The 26,678-nt window shown below is 65.6% G+C and carries 23 protein-coding genes and 1 pseudogene; 18 read left to right on the top strand and 6 right to left on the bottom strand.

The genetic code is table 11. The features are described 5' to 3' along the window. The first annotated feature begins 22 nt into the window (after positions 1-22). The 7 genes from WKB88_RS13535 to WKB88_RS13565 all read left to right on the top strand — a co-directional run bounded on the left by WKB88_RS13535 (position 23) and on the right by WKB88_RS13565 (position 9,292). Positions 23-1,729 (top strand): ABC transporter substrate-binding protein, encoded by a 1,707-nt coding sequence (locus tag WKB88_RS13535; RefSeq protein ID WP_341395059.1) that lies wholly within the window; start codon positions 23-25, stop codon positions 1,727-1,729. Positions 1,730-1,806: 77 nt separating this feature from the next. Next, positions 1,807-2,796, top strand: coding sequence for an ABC transporter permease (locus WKB88_RS13540; RefSeq protein WP_341395060.1), 990 nt, complete (start codon positions 1,807-1,809; stop codon positions 2,794-2,796). A 10-nt stretch (positions 2,797-2,806) separates the two neighbouring features. Then, entirely contained in the window at positions 2,807-3,766 is a 960-nt protein-coding gene (locus WKB88_RS13545; protein WP_341395061.1) for an ABC transporter permease, read from the top strand. Positions 3,767-3,876: 110 nt separating this feature from the next. Continuing rightward, positions 3,877-4,701: an ABC transporter ATP-binding protein gene (locus WKB88_RS13550; RefSeq protein WP_341395101.1), complete on the top strand. Its 825-nt coding sequence runs from the start codon at positions 3,877-3,879 to the stop codon at positions 4,699-4,701. Then, positions 4,698-5,489 carry an ABC transporter ATP-binding protein gene (locus WKB88_RS13555; RefSeq protein WP_341395062.1) on the top strand — a complete coding sequence of 264 codons (792 nt, stop codon included), beginning with the start codon at positions 4,698-4,700 and terminating at the stop codon, positions 5,487-5,489. The genes WKB88_RS13550 and WKB88_RS13555 overlap by 4 nt, the downstream gene beginning before the upstream one ends. Before the next feature lie 147 nt (positions 5,490-5,636). Next, a complete protein-coding gene (locus WKB88_RS13560; protein WP_341395063.1) occupies positions 5,637-8,381 on the top strand; it encodes a glycoside hydrolase family 2 protein in 2,745 nt (914 codons plus the stop codon). Further along, complete coding sequence (locus WKB88_RS13565; protein ID WP_341395064.1) at positions 8,378-9,292, top strand: ROK family protein; 915 nt, start codon at positions 8,378-8,380, stop codon at positions 9,290-9,292. Before WKB88_RS13560 ends, WKB88_RS13565 begins: the two co-directional genes overlap by 4 nt. A 56-nt stretch (positions 9,293-9,348) precedes the next feature. On the opposite strand, the gene WKB88_RS13570 is transcribed toward WKB88_RS13565, so the two are convergent. Then, positions 9,349-10,353 (bottom strand): aldo/keto reductase family protein, encoded by a 1,005-nt coding sequence (locus tag WKB88_RS13570; protein ID WP_341395065.1) that lies wholly within the window; start codon positions 10,351-10,353, stop codon positions 9,349-9,351. 149 nt (positions 10,354-10,502) lie between these two features. On the opposite strand from WKB88_RS13570, the gene WKB88_RS13575 reads away from it, so the two are divergent. Further along, positions 10,503-11,435, top strand: coding sequence for an AlkA N-terminal domain-containing protein (locus tag WKB88_RS13575; RefSeq protein WP_341395066.1), 933 nt, complete (start codon positions 10,503-10,505; stop codon positions 11,433-11,435). Here WKB88_RS13575 and WKB88_RS13580 read toward each other — a convergent pair. Further along, positions 11,432-11,857, bottom strand: a complete 426-nt coding sequence (locus WKB88_RS13580; RefSeq protein WP_341395067.1) for a VOC family protein — start codon at positions 11,855-11,857, stop codon at positions 11,432-11,434. The genes WKB88_RS13575 and WKB88_RS13580 overlap by 4 nt on opposite strands. Positions 11,858-11,963: 106 nt before the next feature. Here WKB88_RS13580 and WKB88_RS13585 point away from each other — a divergent pair, with 106 nt between their 5' ends. Then, positions 11,964-12,941: a helix-turn-helix transcriptional regulator gene (locus tag WKB88_RS13585; protein WP_341395068.1), complete on the top strand. Its 978-nt coding sequence runs from the start codon at positions 11,964-11,966 to the stop codon at positions 12,939-12,941. A 135-nt stretch (positions 12,942-13,076) separates the two neighbouring features. On the opposite strand, the pseudogene WKB88_RS13590 reads toward WKB88_RS13585, so the two are convergent. Further along, positions 13,077-14,663: pseudogene (locus WKB88_RS13590) on the bottom strand (acyl-CoA synthetase); the annotation flags it as partial. Between the two features lie 130 nt (positions 14,664-14,793). On the opposite strand from WKB88_RS13590, the gene WKB88_RS18240 reads away from it, so the two are divergent. Continuing rightward, positions 14,794-14,988 carry a hypothetical protein gene (locus WKB88_RS18240; protein WP_445818922.1) on the top strand — a complete coding sequence of 65 codons (195 nt, stop codon included), beginning with the start codon at positions 14,794-14,796 and terminating at the stop codon, positions 14,986-14,988. A gap of 57 nt (positions 14,989-15,045) precedes the next feature. Here WKB88_RS18240 and WKB88_RS13595 read toward each other — a convergent pair whose 3' ends face one another. Together WKB88_RS13595 and WKB88_RS13600 are read right to left on the bottom strand one after the other, a co-directional pair. Continuing rightward, on the bottom strand, positions 15,046-15,273 hold the full coding sequence (locus WKB88_RS13595; RefSeq protein WP_341395070.1) for a sulfurtransferase TusA family protein: 228 nt from the start codon (positions 15,271-15,273) through the stop codon (positions 15,046-15,048). 148 nt (positions 15,274-15,421) lie between these two features. After that, a complete protein-coding gene (locus tag WKB88_RS13600; protein ID WP_341395071.1) occupies positions 15,422-16,507 on the bottom strand; it encodes a YeeE/YedE family protein in 1,086 nt (361 codons plus the stop codon). A 253-nt stretch (positions 16,508-16,760) separates the two neighbouring features. Here WKB88_RS13600 and WKB88_RS13605 point away from each other — a divergent pair, with 253 nt between their 5' ends. The 8 genes from WKB88_RS13605 to WKB88_RS13640 all read left to right on the top strand — a co-directional run bounded on the left by WKB88_RS13605 (position 16,761) and on the right by WKB88_RS13640 (position 25,744). Continuing rightward, a complete protein-coding gene (locus WKB88_RS13605) occupies positions 16,761-17,897 on the top strand; it encodes an acyl-CoA dehydrogenase family protein (protein WP_341395072.1) in 1,137 nt (378 codons plus the stop codon). 1 nt (position 17,898) lies between these two features. Then, positions 17,899-19,017 carry an enoyl-CoA hydratase/isomerase family protein gene (locus WKB88_RS13610; RefSeq protein WP_341395073.1) on the top strand — a complete coding sequence of 373 codons (1,119 nt, stop codon included), beginning with the start codon at positions 17,899-17,901 and terminating at the stop codon, positions 19,015-19,017. Continuing rightward, complete coding sequence (mmsB, locus tag WKB88_RS13615) at positions 19,014-20,072, top strand: 3-hydroxyisobutyrate dehydrogenase (RefSeq protein ID WP_341395074.1); 1,059 nt, start codon at positions 19,014-19,016, stop codon at positions 20,070-20,072. The genes WKB88_RS13610 and mmsB overlap by 4 nt, the downstream gene beginning before the upstream one ends. Beyond that, positions 20,069-20,845: an enoyl-CoA hydratase gene (locus tag WKB88_RS13620; protein ID WP_341395075.1), complete on the top strand. Its 777-nt coding sequence runs from the start codon at positions 20,069-20,071 to the stop codon at positions 20,843-20,845. The genes mmsB and WKB88_RS13620 overlap by 4 nt, the downstream gene beginning before the upstream one ends. Before the next feature lie 105 nt (positions 20,846-20,950). Further along, positions 20,951-22,492, top strand: a complete 1,542-nt coding sequence (locus tag WKB88_RS13625) for an aldehyde dehydrogenase family protein (RefSeq protein WP_445818923.1) — start codon at positions 20,951-20,953, stop codon at positions 22,490-22,492. Positions 22,493-22,500: 8 nt separating this feature from the next. Further along, positions 22,501-23,433: an enoyl-CoA hydratase/isomerase family protein gene (locus WKB88_RS13630; protein ID WP_341395076.1), complete on the top strand. Its 933-nt coding sequence runs from the start codon at positions 22,501-22,503 to the stop codon at positions 23,431-23,433. Further along, positions 23,430-25,181, top strand: a complete 1,752-nt coding sequence (locus WKB88_RS13635; protein ID WP_341395077.1) for an AMP-binding protein — start codon at positions 23,430-23,432, stop codon at positions 25,179-25,181. Before WKB88_RS13630 ends, WKB88_RS13635 begins: the two co-directional genes overlap by 4 nt. A gap of 11 nt (positions 25,182-25,192) precedes the next feature. Next, positions 25,193-25,744, top strand: a complete 552-nt coding sequence (locus WKB88_RS13640) for a MarR family winged helix-turn-helix transcriptional regulator (RefSeq protein ID WP_341395078.1) — start codon at positions 25,193-25,195, stop codon at positions 25,742-25,744. 266 nt (positions 25,745-26,010) lie between these two features. Here WKB88_RS13640 and WKB88_RS13645 read toward each other — a convergent pair. After that, the coding region (locus WKB88_RS13645; protein WP_341395079.1) for an HNH endonuclease signature motif containing protein at positions 26,011-26,678 on the bottom strand (668 nt) is incomplete at its 5' end.

Here is a 26,678-nt window from a genome sequence, read left to right on the forward strand (position 1 = left end):
CCGAATCTCGAAAGGTACAACGATGTCCTTCAAATTTTCAGGCAGGCGTCCGGCGCGGAAACGGCTGGGGCTGGCTGCCGCTGCCATCGTGGGCTCCACGGCTCTGGTCCTGACCGGCTGCGCCTCCGGCGGCGGAGGATCCGCTGATGACGCGGTCTCCTCCATCACGGTGTTCAACGGCTCCACCGGCACCATCACGGAGAACTTCAATCCGTTCTCTACCACAGCCCTGCAGCCAACCCTGGGCGTCGTGTTTGAACCGCTGTTCTGGTTCAACGCCGCGGTCGAGGAAGATCCGACCCCGCTCCTGGGCACAGCCTACGAGTGGAACGAGGCGGGCACCGAGCTGACCATCACCACCCGCGAAGGAGTGAAGTGGTCCGACGGCGAAGACTTCACGGCCGAGGACGTCGCGTTCACCTTCAACCTGGTCAGTGAAACCCCCGAGCTGAACACGACGGGGCTCTCGGCCACCGCAGAGGCAACAGACACGAACACCGTTGTCCTGACGTTCCCGGAGAATTCATTCATGCAGGAGCCCAGCGTGCTGGGCAACCGCGGCATCGTGCCGGAGCACATTTGGAAGGACGTGGCCGATCCGATCACGGAGATCAACTCGGATCCGGTGGGAACCGGGCCGTACAAGGTCAAGGACTTTACGGCGCAGAGCTATCTGATGGAAAAGAACGATCAGTACTGGGAAGAGGGGAAACCCGAAATCCAGGAAGTGCGGTACATCGCCCTCGAGTCGGCCGACGCCGCAACCGGTGCCCTCCTGGACGGGCAGATTGACTGGATGAGCTCCTTCCTGCCGGGTCTGGAAACCATCCTGAAGGACAATGAAAACCTCTCCTACGTGAACACTCCGGCAATGATGACGTCCATCTTTACCTGCGCCAATGAGGCCCTGGGATGCGAGGGGCCGCAGACCGACCAAGCCGTCCGTCAGGCGATCCACCTTGCCATGGACCGGGAACAGCTGAACCAGCTGGCAGGGGGCGGCTTCGCTGAGCCGGCATCTCCCGTCATGGTGCTGCCCGAGCGCGACGCCAAATGGATCTCCAATCCTGAACTGAAGGAAGTGCCGCAAAGCGCCAACGCGTCCGAAGCCGAGAAGGTCCTCGAGGCAGCGGGATGGGCCAAGGGCAGCGACGGAATTCGCACCAAGGACGGCGAGCGCCTGAGCCTGAGCATTCAAACCGTTTCCGGCTGGAGCGACTACATCTCCATCAATGATGCCCTGACCCAGCAGCTGGCCGAGGTTGGCATTGAACTGAAGCCCACCCAGGTGACCTACAACGAGTGGAACAGCAACCAGACGCTGGGACAGTTCCAGCTCTCGCTGGACTCGATTGGACTGCAGCCGTCCAACAACCCGTACTTCACGTACGAGAAGTGGTACAACGTCCAGAACACTACGCCTGTCGGCGAATCCGCCATTGCCGGCAATGCGGCCCGTTACGACAACCCGGTTGTCAACGAGGCCATCTCCGTAGCCCGGGCCACCAACGACGAGGCAGCCCAGAAAGAGCAGTACGCACTCATCCAGGAGCAGATCGCCACGGACCTGCCCTACATCCCGATCTACGTGAACTCCATGCTGTCGGAGTTCAACACCGACCGGGCCACCGGCTGGCCCAGTGAAGAGGACACCTACGCTCTTCCCGCCTCCTGGAAGGCCTGGGACAACGGAATTGTTCTGAAGAACCTCACTCCTGCGCAGAAGTAACCCTCGGGCTGTTGCCGGTCCCTGACAGGACCGGCAACAGCACGGACCCTCCCTTCCTGCTGCAGAAAGTAGTGGTAATGCGATACATCCTTCAAAAGATCGGGTTCTACCTGGTGGCTTTCTGGGCCGCCCTCACCCTGAACTTCTTCCTTCCCCGCCTGATGCCCGGAAATCCCGTGGACATGATGCTGACCAAACTCGCCCAGCGGGGCCCGGTGAGCCCTGAAGCCCGGGAAGCCATCGAGCTGCTCCTCGGCACCAACTCCCAGGCTTCCCTGCCCGTGCAGTACTTCGAGTACCTGGGCAAGATTTTCTCCCTGGACCTGGGCGTCTCGGTGGCGTACTTCCCCGCCTCGGTTGCCGACGTCATCGGGCAGACGCTGCCCTGGACGATCGGGCTGATCGGCATCGCCACGCTCATTTCCTTTGTCATCGGCGTCGGCCTGGGAATGCTGGCCGGCTGGAAGCGCGGTTCGTGGCTGGATAATTTCATTCCCGTCACCACCATGTTCCAGTCCGTGCCCTACTTCTGGCTGGCCCTGATCCTGCTGTTCCTGCTGGGCAGCACCTGGCAGCTGTTCCCCCTCAACGGCGGCTACAACGTCTACACCACCTCGCCCGGATGGTCCTGGGAGTTCATCGGCAGCCTGATTTACTACGGCACGCTGCCGGCCCTGACCATCGTGATCTCCTCGGTGGGCGGCTGGATGCTGGGAATGCGCAACATGATGGTCTCCACCCTCTCCGATGACTACATCCTCACCGCCGAAGCCAAAGGACTGCGCCCGCGGCGGATCATGACGGCGTACGCGGCGCGGAACGCGGTCCTGCCGTCAGTGGCGGGCTTCGCGATCTCCCTGGGGTTCGTGGTTGCCGGATCCATCGTCACCGAAGCAGTGTTCTCCTACCCGGGCATTGGCTCGGCGCTGCTGAACGCCGTCAGCAGCAACGACTACTCCCTGATGCAGGGCGTCTTCCTCGTCATTACCCTCTCGGTGCTTGGAGCAAATCTGCTCGTCGACCTGCTCTACACCATCATTGATCCCCGCACCCGGGCGCGAAGCTGAAAGGCCGGCCATGACCAGCACCACGCAGGATCCTGACGTCGCAGCTGCCGCGGCACGCAGTACCCGGCCCAAGCGGGCCTTCCCTCCCATGACACCCAAGCTTGCCGCCGGGCTGATTATCGCCGGTGCCATCACAGCATTCGGGCTCTTCGGACCGATGCTGGTGGGCGACCCGTCCAGGGTCAACAACATCGGCCTCTCCGGTCCCGGCGACGGTTTTATCCTGGGCACCACGCAGACCGGGCAGGACGTTTTCGCCCAACTGGCGTATGCGACCCGCGGATCCCTGACCATCGGGCTGATCGTAGGCGTGCTCACAGTACTGCTGTCCGCAATTTTCGGAATTGTCGGTGCCTACGCCGGCGGATGGCTGGATGAATCATTCTCGCTGTTCAGCAACGTCATGCTGGTGATCCCGGGCCTTCCCCTCGTCATCATCATCTCCAGCTACGTCCCGGACAAAAGCATTTACCTGGTGGCAGTGGTCCTCGCCATCACCGGATGGGCCGGTTCGGCCCGTGTGCTGCGCGGGTTCACCCTCAGCGTCCGCAACCGCGACTACGTTGCTGCCGCCCGGGTCTCCGGTGAAAAGTCCTGGCGGATCCTGGGCGTCGAAATTCTGCCCAACCTGATTCCGCTGCTGGCGTCCCAAGCTGTTTTCGCCGTCATCTTCGCGATCCTGGGCGAAGCGGGCCTGTCCTTCCTCGGCCTCGGCGCATCCGGTTCCTTCACTTGGGGCACCATGCTGTTTTACGCCCAGAACGGGCTGGCCCTGCGGCTCGGGGCCTGGTGGTGGTTCGTGCCGCCGGGACTGCTGATCGCGGCGTTCGGGGCAGCCCTCTCGCTGATCAACTTCTCGATCGACGAGATCATCAATCCCAAGCTCCGGGCCCAAACGCGGGCCACCCGCCGCAAGTGGAACGTTTCCAAGGCCCAGCTCCGCCTGGCTGACAAGGAGGGTGCCCTGTGAGCATCGACCAGCCCGTGAATATAGCGGAAACCCGGCCAGGACCCGCCACCCGCACTGTCCGTGCCGCGGAAGCCCGCAGCCACCCGGTCCTCACGGTCGAGGACTTCAGCATTGAATACCAGGGTGAACGGACCGTCCGCGCCGTACGGAACGTGACCCTGACCCTCGGACGGGGCGAAATCCTGGGCCTCGCCGGCGAAAGCGGATGCGGCAAATCCACCCTCGCCTACGGAATCAACCGTCTCCTGAAGCCTCCGGCCGTCATCACCGGAGGCGGCGCGTCCTTCCATTCGCGGGAGGGCTACAGCATCGATCTGGCAGAACTGTCGGGCGAGGAGCTCCGGGCCTTTCGCTGGGACAAGATCTCGATGGTCTTCCAGGGGGCCATGAACTCCCTGAACCCGGTCATCTCCATCCGGGCACAGATGGAAGACATCTTCACCACGCATCGGCCTGACATGTCCAAAAAGGACCGCCGGGAGAAATGCGCGGAACTGCTCGAACGCGTGGGCGTGGACCGCTCGCGGCTTCTGTCCTATCCGCATGAGCTGTCCGGCGGGATGCGCCAGCGCGTCATGATTGCCATGGCAATGGCGCTGGATCCGCAGGTGATGATCATGGACGAGCCGACCACCGCCCTGGACGTCGTGGTCCAGCGGGAAATCCTGCGCGAGATCACCCGGCTGCGGGAAGAGCTGGGCTTCGCCGTCATTTTCATCACCCATGACCTGCCGCTGCTGCTGGAAATCAGCGACCGCATAGCGGTGATGCGTGAAGGCGAGATCGTGGAACTTGGTGATGCCGTGGAGCTCTACACCAATCCGCAGCACGATTACACGCGCACGCTGCTGGCGTCCTTTCCAAGCCTTACCGGCGAACGCGGCGGCTTTGTCCGCGGAACCGTCACCGACCATGAGAGCGGAGTGCAGCGATGAGCGTCCTCGAAGTCCGGGACCTGGTCAAGGAATACCGGCTGCGGGACGGGCGGCACTCCCGGGTGCTTACCGCCGTCAACCACGTCAGCTTTTCGATCGAAACCGGACGCACCGTGGCCCTGGTCGGCCAAAGCGGCAGCGGCAAGTCAACGCTCGCAAAACTGCTGATGCAGCTGGAAAAACCGACATCGGGACAGATCGTTCTGGACGGAACCCCCGTTGTCCGCCGCGGTGCGGGGCTGAAGCAGTACCGCAGCGACGTCCAGATGGTTTTCCAGGACCCTTTTGCGTCACTGAACCCGTATCACACCATTGCCCACCATCTGGGGCGACCCTTGATCCTGCACGGCAAGGCGTCAGGCCGCGAGGAGGTCATGGCCGGCGTGCACCGCCTGCTGGAACGGGTACGGCTCGAGCCGGATATGGCGGAGCGCAAACCGCATGAGCTCTCGGGCGGACAGCGCCAGCGCATTGCGATCGCCCGGGCCCTGGCACCTGAACCGCGCATCCTGGTGGCTGATGAACCGGTGTCGATGCTGGATGTCTCCATCCGGCTCGGCGTCCTGAATCTGCTGGCGGACCTGCAGCGCGAAGAGAACCTGGGCGTCTTCTACATCACGCACGACCTGGCAACCGCACGGCACTTCTCGGACGACATCCTGGTGATGTTCAAAGGCGAAATTGTCGAGGGGGGACCCGCGGACGACGTCATCCTCAATCCCCGGCACGAGTACACACAGCTGCTGGCTGAAGCGGCACCCAACCCGGAAAAACGCCTGAACGCCTGATTCGGTCAGCCCTCTGCCTGCCTGATCCGGCCGGCCCCCTGAACGCCTGAGTCGGCCGGGCCCCTGAACGCCTGAGTCGGCCGGCCCTCTGCCCGCCTGATCCGGCCCTCTGCACCCCATCCCTGAACACCGTTTGGAGCTTCGACCATGACACCCTCCCGCACCGCCCACCACGCATCCCTGGACCTCAGCGGTCCGTGGGACCTGATCTGGCAGGACGGCCCCGAGGACACCCCCGCCTATGCCCGCCGCGGAACGCCGCTGGCAGCCACCGTGCCCGGACAGGTCCACACCGACCTGATGGCGGCGGGCCTGCTCGAGGATCCGGATACCGGCTTCGGTGAGCTGGACCAGTACTGGATCGGGCACTCCACCTGGACATACAGCCGCACCTTCACCTGGCCCGGCACCCCCGAAATGCCCGGAACCCCGGAAACGGCCGGATCGCCGGAGCCCCGGACGGACCTGGTGGCGGAAGGGCTGGACACGTTCGCCGTCGTCCGCCTGAACGGACAGGAAATCGCCCGCACCTCGGACCAGCATGTCGGCTGGCGCTGGGATGTCAGCGACCGCCTGGTTGTCGGCGAGAATGTCCTGGCGATTACTTTCGGCTCCGCCTGGGATGCGGCACACGAATGCGAGCGCGCGGTCGGCGAACTTCCGCGGCCCTACGACGAGCCCTACGCCTACGTCCGCAAGAGTGCCTGCAACTTCGGCTGGGACTGGGGACCGCACTACATTACAGCCGGAATCTGGCAGCCCATCCGGCTGGAGACCTGGTCCCGGGCCAGGATCGAGTCGGTGCGTCCCGCCGTCGAACTCGCCGGCGCTGAATCTGCGGACGGCAGCGGCGACGCTGCTCCGGCGCATGTGCGGGTCACTGTCGGAATTGACCTTCCGGTCATTCTTCCGGGCACCGCACCGTCCGGGCTGACGCTTGCCGCAGTGCTGACGGATCCCGACGGCAAGGAAGTGGCGCGCTCCGCCGCCCCGGTGAACTCGGCCGGCGACACGTCACTTGAACTGACAGTCACGGAACCGCGCCTGTGGTGGCCGGCGGGACTCGGCGCGCAGCCCCTGTACGGGCTCAGCGTCGAGGTGGTGCACGACGACGGCGGCGTGCTGGCCACCGACAGCCGGCGGGTGGGCCTGCGCACCGTTCAGATTGATGAGAGCCCAGCCGGGGGCGGCACCGGGTGGGCGATTGTGGTCAACGGCCGGCGGGTGCGGATCCGCGGCTACAACTGGATCCCGGAGGACCCGTTCATTGCCGAAGTGACGGATGAGCGGCTCGGCCGGCGGCTGGACCAGGCGGTCGACGGCGGCGCCAACCTGCTGCGCGTCTGGGGCGGCGGCTATTTCTCCACCGAGGCCTTCATGGACGGCTGCGATGAACGCGGCCTGATGGTCTGGCACGATTTCCTCTTCGCCTGCAGCGCCTATGACGAATCACCGGAGATGGTGGCCAGCGTTACCCTGGAAGCCGAACAGGCCGTGGCCCGGCTGGCGGCACACCCGAGCCTGGTGCTGTGGTGCGGCGGCAACGAGTGTGTCTGGGGCGACTACGACTGGGGATGGCGGGAGATCCTGCAGGGCCGGCCGTGGGGTGCAAGGTTTTACACTGAGATCCTCCCCGGCGTCATCGACCGGGTGGACCCCGGCCGGCCCTACTTGCCGAACAGCCCCTGGTCAGGGTCCCTTGACATCCATCCCAACGATCCGGCCAGCGGTCCGGTGCACATCTGGACCGTCTGGAATGACCAGGACTACACCCACTACCGCGACGTCGACCCGGCCTTTGTCTCCGAAATGGGCTGGTGCGCACCTCCGGCATGGAGCACGCTGCGGGCCGCGGTGACGGAGGGGGAGCTGCTGCCGGACAACCCGCAGGTGGCCCACCATATGCGTGCCGACCGCGGCATGGAAAAGCTCGCCCGCGGGTTGGAGCCCTACTTCGGTACTCCGGACACGGCGGAGGACTGGCATTACCTGACCCAGGTGGTCCAGGCCCGGTCGCAGAGCGCGGGTGCGGAATGGCTGCGCTCCCGCGAGCGCTGCGCCGGCGTGGTGATCTGGCAGCTGAACGACTGCTGGCCCGTACTCAGCTGGTCCGCTGTGGACGGCGCCGGAATCGAAAAGCCGGTGTTCTACGGGCTGCGGCGTTCTTTCGCTCCGGAACTGGTGACCATTGTGCCCGTAACCCCGGGAGGCACTGACGATCCCGCCGGAACCGGCGGACTGGAACTCGTGGCCGTCAATGACGGCACCGGGCCCTGGCAGGCCGAGATACGCGTCCGGCGGCTGCGTGTCGACGGCACCGAAGTGGCGAGCGGACACTATCGGCTGGAGACGGCTGCCGATTCAACGTCCCGAGTGCAGCTTGACTCCGTGCTGGCGTCTTCCGGGAACGGGGGAGAAGAGTTCCTGGTGGCCGACTATGGTTCTGCCGGACAGGAGCAGCGCGCTCTGTGGTTCTTTGTGCCGGATGCGGCCTTCGACACGAAAACTCCGCGCTTTGAGTCCTCGGTGGAGCTCTCCGGGGGTGCGCTGCAGGTGACGGTCCGCGCTGAAACGCTGCTGCGCGATCTCTGCCTCTTTGCCGACCGGCTGGCCGCTGACCTGGATGTTCCGGCTTCGCTGCTGCAGGTCGATGACATGATGCGCACCCTCCTGCCCGGAGAATCGGTAACCTTCACCGTCTCGCGGCGCGATGGCGGGGCGCTGCTCACTGCGCCGCCGTCGGCAGGTGCCTGGCCGGTGCTGCGCAGCATCGGAGACAGCGCCCCGGAGCCGGACGGGGTCGCCCACGGTGCCGGTGCGGATGTGGATGCGGGTGCGGCAGCGGATGCGGGTGCGGCAGTGCCGGCGGGCTCCCTGGGACGGCCGCTGTGATCGCCGGGATCGAGACCGGGGGTACTAAAGTCATCTGCGCCGTTGCCGAGACCGGCGCACCCGGCACCATTGTGGACCGGCTTCGGATTCCCACTACCTCTCCGGCTGAGACCCTGGGCGCGGTGCGGTCCTTCCTGGACGGCTACGCCTCGGCAGGTGTGCTGGAGGCCGTCGGCCTGGCCGCGTTTGGCCCGGTCAACGTGGACAGCTCCTCGCCGTCCTACGGGTGGATCACGTCCACTCCCAAAGCGGGATGGCGCAACACCGACATTCCCCGTGCCCTGGGCCTGGGGGATGCCATGCCGCTCCAGGTGGTTACCGACGTGACCGGCTCCGCCGTGGGGGAGCAGCGGTCGGGGGCGGGAGCGGGTCTGCGGAACGTGGCCTACGTGACGGTCGGAACGGGGGTTGGCGCGGGTTTCGCTGCCGACGGAGTTCCGTTCCTGCAGCGCAGCCATCCTGAAATGGGGCATCTGCCGGTGCGCCGCTATCCCGGCGATGACTTCCCCGGAACCTGTCCGTTCCACGGTGATTGCCTCGAAGGACTGGCATCCGGACCGGCCGTCCGCGCCCGCTGGGGCCGCCCCGGGGAACAGCTCGGCGCCCTGCAGCGGGAAGCCGTGCCCCTGCTGGGCTTCTATCTGGCCCAGCTGCTGGCTGCAGTTACCTACACCGTTGCTCCCGACCGCATCATCCTCGGAGGCGGCGTCCTGAAGCTTCCCGGCCTGCTGCAGGCCTCCCGGGAGCAGCTTGCGGAAGTCGTGGGCGGGGCTCTGGAAGGGCATCCGCTGACCCGTCCCGACAGCGGCTACATCTGCAGTCCGGCGCTCGCGGATCTGGCCGGCGTGCACGGAGCCCTGTATCTTGCCCATGATCTGGCAGGAAACAGGGCTCCGCTGAGCGCAGTCTGAGGGCCGGGTCTGGAATCAAAGACCCGGCCCTCAGAGTAGTGAGCAGGATTTAGCAGCTAGGACGGACGGGACTCCGGCGACTGGGTCTTCGCCGGATCCCGTTCCGCAAGTCCGCCCACGGCCTCGTCGATGCGGGCCAGCACGTCCGGCTTGAGTTCAACGCCGGCGGCCAGCACGTTGGAAGTGACCTGCTCCGGCCGGGAGGCACCGATGATGGCCCCGGCCACGTTCGGGTTCTGCAGAACCCAGGCAACAGCCAGCTGCCCCATGGTCAGGCCCGTCTCGTCGGCAATGGGCTGAAGCTTCTGCACCCCGGCCAGGACCTCGTCATCCATCCAGCGGCCGATCATCTTCGCCCCGCCCTTGGCGTCCGTGGCACGGCTGCCTTCGGGAAGCTCGGCGCCGGGCTTGTACTTGCCGCTGAGCACTCCCTGCGCCATCGGGGAGAAGACGATCTGGGAGATGCCCAGTTCCTCGGAGGCCGGCACGACGTCGGCTTCGATGACCCGCCACAGCATGTTGTACTGCGGCTGGTTGGAAATCAGCGCGAAGCCGAGCTGCCGGGCAAGGTCCTGGCCGGCGCGGAGCTGCTCGGCGTTCCATTCGCTGACGCCGATGTACAGGGCCTTGCCCTGGCGCACGACGTCGGCGAACGCCTGCATCGTTTCCTCCAGCGGCGTCTCGTAGTCGTACCGGTGGGCCTGGTACAGGTCGACGTAATCAGTCTGCAGCCGCTGCAGGGAGCCGTTGATGGACTCCATGATGTGCTTGCGGGACAGGCCGGAGTCATTGTGGCCGCCCGGACCGGTGGGCCAGTACACCTTGGTGAGAATCTCCAGGGACTCGCGGCGTTCATTCTTCAGCGCCGCGCCCAGGACTCCCTCCGCAATGGTGTTGGCGTAAGCGTCGGCGGTGTCGAAAGTGCTGATGCCGGCGTCGAGCGCCGCCCGCACACAGGAGGCAGCGACGTCGTTCTCCACCTGGGAGCCGTGGGTCAGCCAGTTGCCGTAAATGATTTCGGAGATTTTAAGTCCGCTGTTGCCGAGGTACCTGTGTTCCATCTGCTGCGCTCTCTCTTCGAATGACGTGTACGAGCAAAACTAAGGCAGCTTTGCAACTCGGTCAAAGGTTTCGGATCCTGTGTTCGCTACGCAGTGTCTGCAGGACTAAGCCGGTCAGGCAGATCTTTCCGCCATGCTGTACTGGAGCGGTGATAATCAACCTGCCCGTCCGGCAACCCTTTGACGCGCCGGGGATCTTCCGGTTCCTGGCGGTCCGCGCGGTACGCGGGGTGGAGGCCGCGGAGCTCAGCGACCCGAAAGAACTGCGGTATGCCCGCACGCTTTCGCTTCCGCACGGGCCGGGAGCAATCAGCATCGCTGCTGCTGCCGCCGGCGGAGGCTGGGAGCTGAGCGTGCAGCTGGAACTGGCCTCGCCCGCCGATGCCGAGCACGCACTGCAGCGGGTGCGGCGCCTGCTGGACCTCGGCGCCGATCCCTCCGCCGTCGACACCGCACTGTCGGCCGATCCCGCGCTTGCCCCGCTGGTGGAGCGCACCCCGGGGATCCGGGTCCCCGGAGCCGTTGATCCGCACGAACTGGTGGTGCGCGCGCTCGTGGGCCAGCAAATCTCCGTGGCTGCCGCCCGGACCCACCTCAGCCGCCTCACGACGGAGGCCGGGGCTCCCTTCGCTTCCGCATTCCCCGGCCTGGACCGCCTGTTTCCCGCACCGGCTGACATCCTCGCCCGGGTGCCGGAGCCCGTCCCGGGCGGGCAGCCGGACCCGGACCGTCCGCTCCGGCTGCCCGGACAGGCAGTCCGTGCCGTAATCGCTGCGGCACGGGACCTGGCGAGCGGGGAACTGGATGTGCAGGCGGGGTCGGATTCGGACACTCTGCGTGCCCGGCTGCTTTCCCGTCCGCGGATCGGCCCCTGGACCGCGGCCTACATAGCCATGCGCGTACTCGGCGATTCAGATGCGTGGCTCACCGGAGACGTTGCCCTTGTTGCGGGTGCGAAGGCGGCAGGGGTGTTGGAGGAAGGCATCGGCAAAGCGGCAGCACACCGGGTCCTTGCCGACCGCGCGGGGGACTGGGCGCCGTGGCGCTCCTACGCGGCGATGCACCTGTGGCAGGCTGCCTAGGCCGGGTTGTAGGCCACGGCAACGTCCAGTACCCAGACGACGCCGAAACGGTCCGCCAGCATTCCGTAGGCGGGGGAGAACGCGGACGGCGCGAGGTCGGCCATGATGGTTGATCCTTCCGCCAGGCGGTCCCAGAGTTCCGAAACCTCCTGCTCCGAATCGGCCCGCACCGACACGAAGAAGGGCTTGTCGCCCCGGTCGAGGGGGACGCTTGCCGGCACATCGTAGGCCATGACCCGGAACCCGTTTACGCCGGTCACCTGGCCGAACTTAACCTGGTCCGCCTCCTCCGGGCGTTCCGTGCTGCCGGCATCCTGGTTGCTGATGACCAGGAGCTGCCCGCCGAACACGGAAGTGTAAAACTCGAGGGCCTCCCGGGCTTCGCCGCGGAAATTGAGATGGGGAGTGGTGGTGACGCTCATGGTTGTTCTCCTGAGTGCTTGCAGGCCGGGGAATTTCTCCGGCAACAGCCACTCTTCTCCCAGTAGAGGTCTATTTCCGTCCTCTATTCCGCCTAGTATCAAAAACATGCCGTCGACAACTTCGCGCCTGCTGATGCTGCTCTCCCTCCTGCAGGCGCGCCGCGAGTGGCCCGGCGAGGTCCTGGCCGAGCGTCTGGATATCAGCCACCGCACTGTCCGCCGTGACGTGGACCGGCTCCGGGAACTGGGGTATGCCATCCGGGCGGTGAAGGGACCGCACGGCGGCTACCGGCTCGATGCCGGAGCCGAGCTCCCGCCGCTTCTTTTCGACGATGACCAGGTGATCGCGCTGGCGGTCGCGCTGCGGAGCGCAACGTCTACGGGTGCGGGCATTGAGGAAGCAGCCGGCCGTGCGCTGGCGACAATTAGCCAGGTAATGCCTACCCGCCTGCGTCGCCGCCTCGACTCGCTCCGTTTCACCACCCTTCCCGCCCGTCGGGAGGGAACCGCGCAGGCAGCGCCGGGGGTCCTGCTGGCCCTGTCCGCTTCCATCCGTGCACGCGAGGTGCTGCGGTTCGACTATGCGGAGCATGCAGGTCCACTGCACCGCCGGCGGGTGGAACCGCACCACCTGGTGGCCTCCCGCGGACGCTGGTATCTCGTCGCCTGGGACCTCGAGCGCGGGAACTGGCGGATCTTCCGGGCTGACCGGATCACTCCTCATGTCCCTACCGGTCCGCGCTTTGCCGAACGCACGGTTCCCGGCGGCAACGTGCATGATTTTGTCCGGGCAAGGTTTCGCGGGTCAGCTGAGGAAAACGCCTGGCCGTGCCGGGGCACCGTCATTCTGTTGCTTCCGGCCCACGAGGTGCTGCCGTTTGCCGGGGACGGGAGCGTTGAACCCCTGGGTGCGGACCGGTGCCGGCTGACGTCCGGATCCTGGTCCTGGGAGGCGCTCGCCGCGTCCCTCGGGCGGTTCGACGCCGACATCTACGTCGAGTCCCCGCCCGAGCTGACAGCAGCATTCAGCCGGCTGGCGGACCGTTTCGCGGCAGCTGCTGCCGGCACCCGGCCTGGTCTCTAGACCCCGCACGTCCCAGAGCCCACACGTTCCCAAACCCCGCTGCCCTTCCCTAAACCCCCGCTGGCTCTTCCCTAAACCCCCGCTGGCCCTTTCCTAAACCCCCGCTGGCGCTTCCCTAACCCCGCTGGCCCTTCCCTAAACCCCCGCCGGGTTGGACGTGGCCGGCTGGCCGAGCCCGCTGTGCTCCTCCCGGAGCTGCCGCTTGACGATCTTTCCGCTGGGATTCTTGGGCAGGGAGTCGGCGATGACCACATATTTGGGCGTCTTATAGCCCGCCAGCAGTCCCCGTGTGTGGGCCATCACTGCTTCCGGCGTCAATGCGGCTCCGGACTTCGGAACCACCACAACGGCCACCGCCTCCACCCAGTGCGGATGGGGAACGCCGAACACCGCCGCCTCGGCCACGCCGTCAAGCAGGTAAACCGCTTCCTCCACCTCCCGGCTGGCAACGTTTTCCCCGCCGGTTTTGATCATGTCCTTCTTGCGGTCCACCACGGTGAGGTACCCTTCGTCGTCGAAGTACCCCAGGTCCCCGGAATGGAACCAGCCGCCCGCAAACGCGTCGGCTGTGCGCTCGGGGTCCCGGTAGTAGCCCAGGGTTGCATGCGGGCTGCGGTGCACGATCTCACCCACGCTCCCGGCCGGAAGCGGACTGCCGTCTTCGCCGACCACTGCGGTTTCCACGTTCAGGGAGGGCCGGCCGGCTGAACCGGCGTGCATCAATTGGTCCTCCGGGCCCAGGATGGTGGCCACCGGAGCCATCTCTGTTTGCCCGTAAAAGTTCCAGAAGCGGACGCCGGGCAGGCGCTGCTGCAGTTCCTTGAGGACCTGCACCGGCATGGCGGACGCTCCGTAATAGCCCTTGCGCAGGGAGGAGAGATCAGCGGCGTCAAAGTGCGGCGAACGCAGGAGGGAAATCCACACCGTGGGCGGGGCAAAAAACTTAGTGACTTTCTCCCGCTCAATGGTTGCCAGGATGGCGGCGGGATCCGGTGCTGGCAGGATGATGCTGGTGGCCCCCAGATAAATGTCCGGTCCGAGGAAGCAGTCCAACTGGGCGCAGTGGTACAGCGGAAGGGTGTGCAGGTCGACGTCGTCGGAACTCATGTCACCGTCCACCACGGCCGAGACGTACTCCCACAGCAGCGACCGGCTGGACATCAGGGCACCTTTGGGGCGGGACTCCGTGCCTGAGGTGTACATGAGGCGCACCGGATCGTCGTCGCCCACGTGGGCGCCACCCGGGAGAGCGTCAGGACCGGCGCTGTCGAACTCGAACCAGTCCTGCACATCGGTCCACCCGGCCGGCGGAGCGTCTGTCCCGCTGCAGACGCAGGAACGCACGACGACGGCGTCCGTTTCGGCGGCGGCCATGGCGGCCTCGGCTACCGGAACGAGGGCGTCCTGAACAACGAAGGCGCTGGCGCCGCTGTGATCCAGGACGTAGGCAACCTCGTCCGGTCCGAGCATGAAGTTGATGGGAACCAGCACCACGCCGGCCCGTGCGGTTGCGAAGGCCAGGACTGCAAACTGCCAGGTATTGCGGCACAGCAGTGCCAGGCGGTCACCGGGCTTTATGCCGCTGCCGTGCAGGGCGGATGCTGCTGCGGCCACGGCCTGCTCGAATTCCGCGAAAGTCAGCCGGGTGCTTCCGTCAACGAGGGCCGTGCGGCGCGGATACCGCTGTGCGCTGCGTCGCGGCAGGTCTCCGAGTGTCTGGCTGCGGGCTTGGCTGCCGGAAGGTGTGCTGACGGAGGGTGCGGCACCGGCAGGCGTGGCGCCGGACTCTAACGTGCCGGGCGCCGTCTTGCCGGACTCTAAGTTGCCGGGAGCTGACTTGCCGGACTCTAACGTGCCGGGCGCCGTCTTGCCGGACTCTAAGTTGCCGGGAGCTGACTTGCCGGACTCTAAGTTGCCGGGAGCTGACTTGCCGGACTCTAGGTTGCCAAACGCTGACTTGCCGGACGTGGAAGACAGTGGAGCGGACACGCGGAACCCCCGGGGTAGACGTTTTCCGCTGCTGCACGTGGTGAGCGCGGATCTGTAGGCCCACAGTCTGTCCCACCCGGAGGCTCAGGGGAAGCACCCCTGAGCCGGGCCGTCCTTAGGCTTTCTGTACCGTGATGGACCATTCCGCCGGACCAATTTTGGAAAAGTCGGTGACCGGGTAGCCGCTTTCGGCAGCCCAGCGCGGAATGGCGTCAGTGGCCTGGGTGCAGTCGAAGTGGATGACCAATTCATCGCCGGCTGCCAGCGTAGTCATTGCGTCCTTGGCTTCGACCAGGGGGAAGGGGCAGACCTGCCCGTTGGTTTCAAGGGTTACCTGTGCCATGTGGATTCTTCCTTTCGGGAAGGGATTCTTGAGGAGGGTTTTGAGGAGGGTTTTGGGCGGGATGCCGGCGGGGATGCCGGGGATGCAGGCAGGGATGCCTGCGGATCGGGAAGGGGCTCGGAATTTTAATAAGTCCGGTGTTGCGAACCTAGCTGCGGACGCCGGCGGCAGCGGAAGCCCCGGCGGCACCGGCTGCTCCGCTGCTCCCGGAAGACGCAGGACGGCGCTTCATGATGGTCATCCTCGCGGCAAGGCCCGTACCCAGGATCATGCATACCAGGGCGGTCCAGCCCTGGAAGCTGAACTGGGCCGTCTCGACCATGGCATTTCCGATGGTGCAGCCGCCGGCAAGCGCGGCACCGACGCCCATCATTGCGCCGCCGCCAAGGCTCTTGAGGACGGTGGGCGCGTCGGGAATGCGGATCCGGAATTCACCGCTGCCCTTCGCCGCGATGAAGGAACCCACGAGAATTCCGAGGACGAGGAAGACACCCCAGTCGACCAGTTCCGGATCCCCGGTCACCAGGTAGTTAACCGCGTTAGAGGACGGCGTGGTGATGCCCAGGCCCGCTTCGCGGCCGGTGGCCCAGCTCAGCGGCCACGCGATGATGGCGATCAAACCGATGACCACCGCCGTGGCGAAGGCATTCCAGGGCTTCTCAAACAACAGATGTGCCAGCCCGGACTTCGAGGCCGGCGGGGTTGCCATGGTGAACTTCGGCTTGCTCAGGTGATGGCGTACCGCCAGGGCCACCGCCCCCGTCAGGATGGCCACGAACACCCACGGCGAGACATTCAGGACCGAGTGGAAGGTGCTCTGCTCCACGGTGACCGACCGCATGGATGAGGTGAACCCGGACAGCGGTCCGGTTTTCATCACGGCGGCAAACAGGGCGTACGTGATCAGGGCCAGCCAGCTGCCCACCAGCCCTTCACCGGCACGGTAATACGTTCCGGTGGCGCAGCCTCCGGCCAGGACAATGGCAAACCCGAAGATTAAACCGCCCACTACCGTGGCAAGCCACGGGAACGGTCCCGATTCCAGGGAAATGACACCGGCCGCATCGAGAGCGAAAACTCCGATGCTCTGTACGGCAACAACCACCATGAACGCGGTGAGCCACCGCGTATTGCGGGTCACCCAGATGTCGCGGAAGGCACCCGTGACGCAAAAACGTCCGCGCTGCATCACGAAGCCAAGCGCCATGCCGACAAAGAGGCCGGAAATAAGCATGGAAGTGTCCCCTTCCGGGGTGAGTAAGGGTGGAAAATCCGCGATGGATAAGGGCGGAAATCCAGGAGGGCGGGTAAGCCGGGAGACATCAACGCTATTGGTCCGGGGTGAAGCCGGGCAAAGAATGTGGCGCCGCGTGAAGAGTAGTGAAGCCCGGTGACGCAAAGGGAATAAAATCTCTCCCAGCCTGCCCCTAGCAATTACTAGGTAGTCCAAGTAAATTGGCGTCCACGGTACCAATGAAGGGCGGGGCATGTTCGAACTCACGGAAGATCAACAAGCAATCAGGGACATGGTGCGGGACTTCGCCGCCGGGGCCCTGGCGCCCAACGCCGCCAAATGGGATGAAACCAAGCACTTTCCGGTGGACGTCCTGGCGCAGGCCGGTGAGCTCGGCATGGGCGGAATCTACGCGGCGGAGGAACACGGCGGTGCCGGCCTTTCACGCACCGACGCCGTCGTGATCTTTGAGGAACTGTCCAAGGCGGATCCGTCCATCGCGGCCTACATTTCCATCCACAACATGGTGGTTTGGATGATCGACTCCTTCGGTACCGAGGACCAGCGTGCGCGCTGGGTTCCCGAACTCGCTTCCATGCAGTCGCTGGGCAGCTATTGCCTCACCGAGCCGGGCGCAGGCTCCGACGCCGCGGCCCTGACGACCAAGGCTGAACGGGACGGCGACCATTACGTACTGAACGGCGTCAAGCAGTTCATCTCCGGCGCCGGCAGCTCCGCGTATTACATCGTCATGGCACGCACCAGTGGTGCCGGTGCCCGGGGCATCAGCGCCATTGTTGTTCCGGCGGACACCCCGGGACTGTCCTTTGGCCCTGCCGAGCGCAAGATGGGCTGGAATGCGCAGCCCACGGGCCAGGTAATCTTCACCGACCTGCGGGTTCCCGTGTCTAACCGGCTGGGGGAGGAGGGCTCCGGTTTCGGGATTGCCATGAAGGGCCTGAACGGCGGACGCCTGAACATGGGAGCGTGCTCGCTGGGCGGTGCACAGGCTGCCCTGGACCAGACCGTGGCGCATCTGAAGCAGCGCACCGCTTTCGGCAAGCCGCTCATTGAGCAGTCCTCGCTCCTTTTCCGGCTCGCCGACATGGAAATGAAGCTCCAAGTAGCCCGGACGATGCTCCGGCGGGCCGCGGATGCGCTGGACCGGGGGGCGCCCGACGTCGTCACGCTCTGCGCCACTGCCAAGCGGGTGGCCACCGACAACGGTTTCGCGGTGGCGAACGAGGCGCTGCAGCTGCACGGCGGCTACGGCTACCTCTCGGAGTACGGCCTGGAAAAGATTGTCCGGGACCTGAGGGTCCACCAAATACTGGAAGGCTCCAACGAAATCATGCAGCTCATTGTGGGCCGGACGCTGGCGGAGGCCTGAGATGACGAAAAGCAGCGCACCCGAGCAGTCTCTGGCAGCGGCGACCTCTCCGGCGCCGGCGGAGAACGCCGAGCCCGAGGTCCTGATTGAACGCAGCGGTCACCTGGGCCGGATCATCCTGAACCGCCCGCGGGCCATCAACGCGCTCACGGCCAGCATGGTTGCCCTGATCCGCGGAGCACTGGACCAGTGGGAGCACGACGACGCCGTGGCGACCGTCCTGCTGTCCGGCGCCGGCGAGCGCGGACTCTGCGCCGGGGGTGACATCGTGGCCATCTACCGGGACGCGGGCAACGGCGGCGCTGAATCCGCCCGGTTCTGGGCAGAGGAATACGAACTCAACGCCCGCATCAGCAGCTATCCCAAGCCCTATGTGGCGCTGATGGACGGAATTGTCCTGGGCGGCGGCGTCGGCGTTTCCGCCCACGGCAGCCACCGGATCGTCACCGAGCGCACAAAGGTGGGCATGCCGGAAACCGGCATTGGTTTTGTTCCCGACGTCGGCGGCACCTACCTGCTCTCCCGTGCCCCCGGAGAGCTGGGCACGCATGCCGCCCTCACCGCCGGAATGATGACCGGCCCGGATGCACTGCTCCTGGGGCTGGCGGACCTGTACATGGACAGCAGCCGCTTGGAGGACCTGGCCGCCGCGCTCGCGGAAAGGCCGGCCGGGGAGGTCCTGCAGGACTTTGCGCAGGAGGCTCCGGAGGCCCCGCTGGCGGCTGCGCAGCACTGGATCGACGAGTGCTACGGCCACGACGACGTCGAAACCATCATTGATGCCCTGCTCCGTTCCGGGGAGACGGACGCCAACTCCGCCGCCGGATCGATCAGCGCCAAATCCCCGACCGCGTTGAAAGTGACGCTGCAGTCGCTGCGCCGGGCGCGCGAGCTTCCGGACCTGGTCAGCGTCCTGGTGCAGGAGTACCGCGTCTCCCTGCATGCCCTTGCCGCACCCGACTTCGCCGAGGGCGTCCGGGCACAGGTGATCGACAAGGACCGTGAGCCGCGCTGGCAGCCGGCCGCCCTTGAGGATGTGCGCCAGGCCGACGTGGACGCGTACTTCGAACCCGTCCAGGGCCGGCGCGACGTTTTCACTACCAGCCAGGAGCAGATATGACGCAGGAACCGCAGCAGCAAGGCCCGGGCCGGGACACCAGGGTCGGCTTCATTGGGCTGGGCAACATGGGCGGGCCGATGGCTGCGAATCTGGTGGCCGCCGGGTACCCGGTGAGCGGCTTCGACCCGGTTCCCGCTGCAGCGGAGCGGGCCGCAGCCAAGGGCATCCGCATGGCGGCCACTGCAGATCAGGCCGTGGCGGAGGCCGACGTCGTCATCACCATGCTGCCCACCGGCCAGCATGTGCTCAATGTCCTGTCCGGTGACGGTGACGCTTTGGGACTGCTCGCGGCCGCTGCGCCGGATGCCCTGTTCCTGGAGTGCTCGACCATCTCCGTTGACGATGCCCGCACAGCCCATGCACTGATGCTCGAGACCGGGCACCGCGGACTGGATGCTCCCGTCTCCGGGGGCGTGGTGGGCGCCGAAGCGGGCACCCTGACCTTCATGGCCGGCGGGGCCGCGGATGATTTCGCGGCAGCGCTGCCCCTGCTCGAAATCATGGGCGGACGCGTGGTGCACTGCGGCGATGCCGGGGCGGGACAGGCAGCCAAGATCTGCAACAACATGATCCTCGGCGTCTCCATGATTGCGGTCAGCGAGGCCTTTGTACTTGGGGAAGAACTGGGCCTGACCCACGAGGCGCTGTTCGACGTCGCCTCCGCCGCATCAGGGCAGTGCTGGGCTCTAACCACCAACTGTCCGGTTCCCGGCCCGGTTCCTGCCAGTCCCGCCAACCGGGACTACCAGCCCGGCTTTGCCGCGGCGCTGATGGCCAAGGACCTGGGCCTTGCCGCGGACGCCTTGGATTCCACCGGAGTCCGCGCGGAACTGGGGCGGCGGGCGGGAGAAATCTACCGGGACCTCACGGCGTCCGGCGGCGGAGGACAGGACTTTTCCTCCGTCATCAGTTCCATCCGGGCCGCTACCTCGGCCTCGGAAGCAGATGCCGGACAGCACCGGCACCCCACGGACGGACACTACCCGGCGGAACAGCCGGCAGGACAGACACAGCCGGCAGGACAGCTGCCGGCAGAACAGAGCGGAGCAGTATGAGCGAGTACGAGAACATCCTCCTGGAGCGCAGCGGACGGGTTGGCATCATCACGCTGAACCGCCCCAAAGCACTGAATGCGCTGAACTACGGGCTGATGCAGGATGTGGTCTCGGCAGCAACGGAGCTGGACAGCGATCCGGAAATCGGAGCCATCATCATTACCGGTTCCGAACGGGCCTTCGCTGCCGGAGCCGATATCAAGGAAATGTCCGAAAAATCGTATATGGACATGTATCTCGGCAACTGGTTCCGCGGCTGGGACACCCTCGCTGCCGTACGTACCCCGGTGATTGCAGCCGTCTCCGGCCACGCCCTGGGCGGCGGCTGTGAACTGGCGTTGCTGTGCGACTTCATCATTGCCTCCGATACGGCTACGTTCGGGCAGCCGGAAATCAAGCTCGGGGTCATACCCGGAATCGGCGGCTCACAGCGGTTGACCCGTGCAGTGGGCAAGGCCAAGGCCATGGAAATGATCCTCACCGGCCGGACCATCGGTGCCGAGGAAGCCGAAAGGGCAGGCATGGTGGCACGTGTTGTGCCTGCTGCCGATCTGCTCGCCGACGCCCGTTCCACCGCAGAGACCATCGCCTCCATGTCCGCCCCGGTAGCAATGCTCGGCAAGGAACTCGTCAACGCCGCCTTCGAAACCACGCTGGAATCCGGCATCCGGTTCGAGCGCCGGGTTTTCCATTCCGTCTTTGGTCTGGAGGACCAGAAGGAAGGCATGGCGGCCTTCATCGAGAAGCGCAAGCCCGATTTCAAGCACCGCTGAGCCTGGACACCAAGAATCCCGCGCCACCCCAGCAGCACCGCACCACCCCAGCAGCACCGCACCACCCGAGCAATCCGAGTACGACGACCGAGAAAACGAGGCATCATGACCCAGCTCAACATTCCCTCGGAAGCGGAGCGCAGCGCTGACAGCGCCGACAGCAGCGCAGAGCGTTCCGATTACAGTTCCTTCCTGTCCGGGGTCGACCAGCCAATGTGGATCAGCGGCGAGCCGGTTCAGGCTGCGTCGGGGCAGTGGCGGGACGTCATGAATCCGGCACGCCGGGAAACCGTCATTGCACGGGTCCCGGCAGGCGGTCCCGAAGACGTGGACCGCGCCGTTTCCGCTGCCCGGGCTGCATTTCCCGGCTGGCGCAGCGCCCACTTCACCGTCCGCTCCCGGGCGCTGTCCCTCATCGCCGACGAGATCGAAGCCCGTGCCGAAGACTTCGCGCGGCTCACGGCCCTGGATACCGGGAACGCTCTGCGCACCCAGGCGCGGCCTGAAGTCACCACGCTGGTCTCCCTGTTCCGGTACTTCGCCGGAATTGCCGGTGAGGCCAAGGGCGTGACCCTGCCCGCCGGCGAGGGGCAGCTGCAGTACACGCGGCTGGAACCGCTTGGCGTGGTGGCGTGCATCCTGCCCTGGAACTCGCCGCTTATGATTGCCGGGTTCAAGCTTCCGGCAGCCCTGGCCGCGGGCAACACCGTCATCTTGAAGGCGGCCGACGACGCGCCGCTGACCATCCTGCTGCTGGCCGAAATCTGCGGAAAGCACCTGCCGGCTGGAACCGTCAATGCCCTGACCGGGCGGGGAAGCGTCATTGGTGCTGCCCTGGCCGAGCACCCCGGCGTTGACAAGGTCTCCTTCACCGGATCCACGGAAGTTGGCCGCGGTGTCGCCCGCACCGCCGGAGAGCGGCTGGCCCACGTGTCCCTGGAGCTGGGCGGAAAGAATCCTTCGATTGTCTTCCCGGACGCAGTCGACGAGGAACTGATTGACGGACTGCTGCTCGCTTCCCGGTTCACCCGGCAGGGCCAGAGCTGCACTGCCGGTTCCCGGCTGTTCCTGCACGAGGACATTTACGACGAGGTCCTCGAACGGCTCTCGGCAAAGCTCGGTGCCCTGACCGTGGGCGACCCGCTGGATGAGGCCACCGACATGGGTGCTGTCATTAACAACAGCCAGTTCTCCTCCATCAGCGGTTATCTTGAGGAGGGCCGCGGTTCCATGGCCACGATCCTCGGCGGCTCCGTTCCGGAGGAGGGTCCGCTGACGGAGGGCTACTTCCATCTGCCGACGGTGTTCGGCGGCGGCCGGAACGATTTCCGGCTGGCGCAGGAGGAGATTTTCGGCCCGGTCCTGGTTGCCATTCCGTGGCGGGACACCGAGGACGTCATCCGCATGGCGAACGAGTCCCACTACGGACTGGCCGCCTACGTGTGGTCGCATAACCTGGACAATGCGCTGAACACTGCGCACCGCGTGGACGCCGGCTGGGTGCAGGTGAACCAGGGCGGAGGCCAGGTGGTGGGGCAGTCCTACGGCGGCTACAAGCAAAGCGGTATCGGCCGGGAGGTGTCGCTGGAGGGCATGCTCGCGGGGTTCACCCAGACAAAGCAGATTAACGTCAAGCTGCGCGGCTGAGGCCGCAAATGAGCAAAGGGTCCCTCAAGGTCACCCGGGACGGTCCGGTGGCAACTGTGCTGCTGGCCAATCCCGGGCGCCGCAACACGCTGACCGCTGCGATGTGGCGGGAGTTCGCCGTCGTACTCGCACCGCTGGAGCATGACGACAGCGTCAAGGTGGTGATTATCCGCGGCGACGGGGAGGATTTTTCCGCCGGTGCGGACATTTCCGACCTGCGGGCCATCCTGCACAATCCGGACAACGGACTGCACGACGGCGGTGACGTCACGGCGGGGGAGGAAGCGATAGCGGCCTTCCCCAAACCGGTGATTGCCGCCGTCGACGGGTACTGCCTCGGCGGTGCCTGGCAGGTCGCGGGAGCCTGCGATTTCCGCCTCGCTTCCGACCGTGCCGTCTTCGGCATCACTCCGGCCAAGATCGGCATTGTTTATCCGCTGTCCGGGATCAAGCGGCTGGTTCGGCTTGCAGGGCCCGGGGCTGCAAAATATCTGCTGTTCAGCGGGGATTTTGTTCCCGCCGAGCAGGCACTGCGCCTGGGACTCGTGGAACGGGTCATTCCGCAGGCGGACTTCTGGACCGACGTCGCGTCCTTCGCCCGGCGCCTTGCCGGACGGTCCCAGCTTTCGCTGCAGGCCATGAAGGAACTCGTCGACATCATTGCCTCTGTGGATTCCGGTAATGCTGCCGATGCCTCGGCCAGCGTGGAGCAGCACAGCGAGGAACAGGCCAGCGAGGAGCAGCGCAGCTTGGAACAGGCCAGCTACCGCTGGCAGCAGGAAATGGCTGCAGCTGCGGATCCCGTTATCGGTGTCCGCGCCTTTCTTGCGAAGGCAGAGCCGGCCTTCACCTGGACCGGCCCCGTCAGCCCGCGCAGCGCCGACGCTGCGCGCGGTTCGAGCACAGCCCGCAGGGCGCATGATTCGAAAGAGGAACAATGAACCAGGACAGCGCCACTACTATGTTCCGTGCCGCCCGCGATGAGCTGCTTGCCCTCGCCGGCAGCTACGAGAAAGCGGTGGACACCTTCACCTGGCCCCGGCTGGACGGCCGGTTCAACTGGGCGGTGGACTATTTCGACGCCATGGCGCGCGGCAATGATGCCTGCGCCCTGTGGATCGTGGAAGAGGACGGATCGGAGCGGAAGTACAGCTTCGACGACATGGTGCACCGTTCCGACCAGGTCGCCGCCTGGCTTGCTGCCTGTGGAGTCAACCGGGGAGATCCCGTGATGCTGATGCTCGGCAACCAAGTGGAACTCTGGGAGAGCATGCTCGCCGCCATGAAGCTCGGCGCCGTCATTATGCCCACTGCTTCCGCTGCCGGCAGTGCGGACCTTGCCGACCGGATCAGCCGCGGAGGCGCCCGGTGGGTTATCGCCAATGCAGCCGATGCCGGAAAGTTCGACGACGTACCCGGCGGCTACGGCAGGATTCTGGTCGGCGGCCAACCGGGCGGCTCACCGGGCGGCTCAGACGTGCAGCCGGCTACCGGATGGCTGGACTATGCGGACGCGTATGCGAGTGATCCGGTGCAGCAGCAGACGGTCACCGATGCCGCTGATCCGCTGCTGTTCTATTTCACGTCCGGCACCACCAACCGGCCGAAGCTGGTGGAACACACCCAGGTGTCCTATCCGGTGGGGCACCTTTCCACGATGTACTTTCTCGGCCTGCAGCCGGGGGACGTCCACCTGAACATCAGTTCTCCGGGTTGGGCCAAGCACGCCTGGAGCAGTTTCTTTGCTCCGTGGAATGCGGAGGCGACAGTCTTCATCTACAACTACGCACGGTTCCGGCCCGAGGCTTTGTTGGAGCAGCTGCATCGGGCGGGTGTCACCAGTCTGTGTGCGCCCCCGACTGTGTGGCGGATGATGATCCAGTCCAACCTCGGGGAACGGCCTGCCCTGCTGCGGGAACTCATCGGTGCCGGCGAACCGCTGAATCCGGAAGTGATTTCCAAGGTCGAGTCCGCGTGGGGGCTGTCCATCCGTGACGGTTTCGGGCAGACGGAAACTACGGCTCTGGTGGGGAACACCCCCGGTGCTGAGCTGCATCCGGGATCGATGGGCCGTCCGCTGCCCGGAGTTCCGGTGGTTCTGATTGATCCGGCAACCGGTCTGAGCGCTGACGAAGGCGAGATTTGCCTGGATCTGTCCCGCCGGCCGCTGAACCTGATGACCGGCTACCGCGGCGATCCCGAGCGTACGAAGGCAGCCATGGACGGCGGCTACTTCCATACCGGCGACATAGCGGTGCGGGACGAGGCCGGTTACATCACCTATATCGGCCGCACCGACGACGTCTTCAAGGCTTCCGACTACAAGATCAGTCCGTTTGAACTCGAGAGTGTCCTGATCGAACACCCTGCGGTGGCTGAGGCCGCCGTCGTGCCCGCTCCCGACGAGCTGAGGCTCGCAGTTCCCAAGGCCTATGTTGCTCTAGCCGAGGGATGGGAACCGAACCGCGAGACAGCGCTGTCCATCCTGACCTATGCACGGGAGCATTTGGCTCCGTACCTGCGGGTGCGGCGGCTGGAATTCCATGAGTTGCCCAAGACCATGTCCGGCAAAATCCGCAGGGTGCAGCTGCGGGCTCTGGAGACCGAGGCGGACGCCGGGGGGAACAGCAGACCGGTAGGAGATCGCGTAGAGTTTCGGGACGATGAATTTCCGGAGCTGCGCCGGTGACGTCTGTGCCGATGCCCGGGGCTTCCAAGTCGGAGTCCGGGAAGCCGGAGTGCCAGGGCTCACAGCCCCTACCCCAGGATCCCATCGCGGAAGCCCGCAGACACTGGGAAGAACATGGATGGGGTGACGCGGCCGCGGGCATGGCGGCTGTCACCGCGGTGATGCGGACCCATCAGATCCTGCTGACGCGAGTGGAGAATGTACTCAAGCCCTTTAGCCTGACATTCGCCCGGTTCGAGCTTCTGGCTCTGCTGAGCTTCACGGCCAGCGGTGCCTTGCCGATGGCTAAAGCCGGTGCGCGGCTTCAGGTGCATCCGACGTCAGTGACCAATGCTGTGGACCGTCTGGAGCAGGCGGGTCTGGTGGAGCGCCGGAAGCATCCCTCTGATGGTCGTACTGTTTTGGTGGAGATCACTCCGGCAGGTCGGAAGCTTGTCCCCCTTGCCGCGTCGGCTTTGAATAGCGAAGTTTTTTCCCGCTCCGGGTTTGCACCGAATGACTTGGCCGAGCTAACGGAAATTCTGACCCGGTTCCGTCGTGATGCCGGGGATTTCTCCGATTGATGCAGGCCACCCGGGTTTGTGTCATCCGGGTTGGGCCACCCGGGTTTGGGCCGCGGGTTCAGGCAGCCCACCCGGGCTCGGGCCCCGGGACCGAATGATGCCACCGGGATTGGCACCACCCGGGCTCGGGCCTGGGACAGGAGTGATGGGTTCAGATACTCATCAGACTCCGCACGCCAAGGGCTGGCAGGAAAGTCGGGCACGACCCGAACTGGGCCCGCCTAAACAGTGGTCATTATGTGATGACCATGAGCGGTTGGCTGTGTCTAGAAGGGTGGTGGGTCGTCTCCGTAGTCGTCCGGGTCGCCGAAACCCACAGCACCTGCGGCATGCTCCGCCCCCGACCCCGCAACATGCGCAGTACATGCCGCACTCTCCGTCCCGTTTTCCGCCGTGACAGCTGCAGGTTCCAGGGGCGCCTGGGTGGTCGGGGCTGGGGCTGGTGCTGTGTCCCGGGCCAGGGCGAGGCGTGGTTCGGTGCGGTACTTTCGTCCTCCCGGCGAGGTCCACTCAATGATTCCGGGGCTGGGCTGGCAGGCTTTCCAGAATCCTTTGGTTTTGAACATGTGGTGCCGCCGGCATAAATGCTCCAGGTTGTCGTGATCGGTGGCGCCGCCCTGCGCCCAGGGTTTGGTGTGGTCGATTTCGGAGATCACCGCATTGGTCCGGCAGCCCGGGAACCGGCACGTCCCGTCCCGGACCCGCAGCAACTGCTTTAACCCGTCCGGTACTTTCCGCCGCTTACCCACCCGCAGGACTTCCTCGGTGTCCGGGTTCCGTTCCACCGGTGTCCACTTCGCCGCTTCACGGGCCATCCGCCGTGCCGTTTCGGGGCTGATGGGTCCGTAGCCGTGCAGTTCCGCGGGCTGGTCGTCGGCGCCCAGGAGGGTTTCGGCGCTGATCAGGACCAGGATCTCGGTCCGGGCCCGGGAGC

Source organism: Arthrobacter sp. G119Y2 (assembly GCF_038069765.1).
Taxonomy (GTDB): domain Bacteria; phylum Actinomycetota; class Actinomycetes; order Actinomycetales; family Micrococcaceae; genus Arthrobacter_B.

Excerpts from the sequence above, each read along its gene's own strand:
- WKB88_RS13535 (WP_341395059.1), top strand. The coding sequence starts at position 23 with ATGTCCTTCAAATTTTCAGGCAGGCGTCCGGCGCGGAAACGGCTGGGG.
- WKB88_RS13540 (WP_341395060.1), top strand. The coding sequence starts at position 1,807 with ATGCGATACATCCTTCAAAAGATCGGGTTCTACCTGGTGGCTTTCTGG.
- WKB88_RS13545 (WP_341395061.1), top strand. The coding sequence starts at position 2,807 with ATGACCAGCACCACGCAGGATCCTGACGTCGCAGCTGCCGCGGCACGC.
- WKB88_RS13555 (WP_341395062.1), top strand. The coding sequence starts at position 4,698 with ATGAGCGTCCTCGAAGTCCGGGACCTGGTCAAGGAATACCGGCTGCGG.
- WKB88_RS13560 (WP_341395063.1), top strand. The coding sequence starts at position 5,637 with ATGACACCCTCCCGCACCGCCCACCACGCATCCCTGGACCTCAGCGGT.
- WKB88_RS13570 (WP_341395065.1), bottom strand. The coding sequence starts at position 10,353 with ATGGAACACAGGTACCTCGGCAACAGCGGACTTAAAATCTCCGAAATC.
- WKB88_RS13580 (WP_341395067.1), bottom strand. The coding sequence starts at position 11,857 with ATGAGCGTCACCACCACTCCCCATCTCAATTTCCGCGGCGAAGCCCGG.
- WKB88_RS13585 (WP_341395068.1), top strand. The coding sequence starts at position 11,964 with ATGCCGTCGACAACTTCGCGCCTGCTGATGCTGCTCTCCCTCCTGCAG.
- WKB88_RS13595 (WP_341395070.1), bottom strand. The coding sequence starts at position 15,273 with ATGGCACAGGTAACCCTTGAAACCAACGGGCAGGTCTGCCCCTTCCCC.
- WKB88_RS13600 (WP_341395071.1), bottom strand. The coding sequence starts at position 16,507 with ATGCTTATTTCCGGCCTCTTTGTCGGCATGGCGCTTGGCTTCGTGATG.
- WKB88_RS13605 (WP_341395072.1), top strand. The coding sequence starts at position 16,761 with ATGTTCGAACTCACGGAAGATCAACAAGCAATCAGGGACATGGTGCGG.
- WKB88_RS13610 (WP_341395073.1), top strand. The coding sequence starts at position 17,899 with ATGACGAAAAGCAGCGCACCCGAGCAGTCTCTGGCAGCGGCGACCTCT.
- mmsB (WP_341395074.1), top strand. The coding sequence starts at position 19,014 with ATGACGCAGGAACCGCAGCAGCAAGGCCCGGGCCGGGACACCAGGGTC.
- WKB88_RS13620 (WP_341395075.1), top strand. The coding sequence starts at position 20,069 with ATGAGCGAGTACGAGAACATCCTCCTGGAGCGCAGCGGACGGGTTGGC.
- WKB88_RS13625 (WP_445818923.1), top strand. The coding sequence starts at position 20,951 with ATGACCCAGCTCAACATTCCCTCGGAAGCGGAGCGCAGCGCTGACAGC.
- WKB88_RS13630 (WP_341395076.1), top strand. The coding sequence starts at position 22,501 with ATGAGCAAAGGGTCCCTCAAGGTCACCCGGGACGGTCCGGTGGCAACT.
- WKB88_RS13635 (WP_341395077.1), top strand. The coding sequence starts at position 23,430 with ATGAACCAGGACAGCGCCACTACTATGTTCCGTGCCGCCCGCGATGAG.
- WKB88_RS13640 (WP_341395078.1), top strand. The coding sequence starts at position 25,193 with ATGCCCGGGGCTTCCAAGTCGGAGTCCGGGAAGCCGGAGTGCCAGGGC.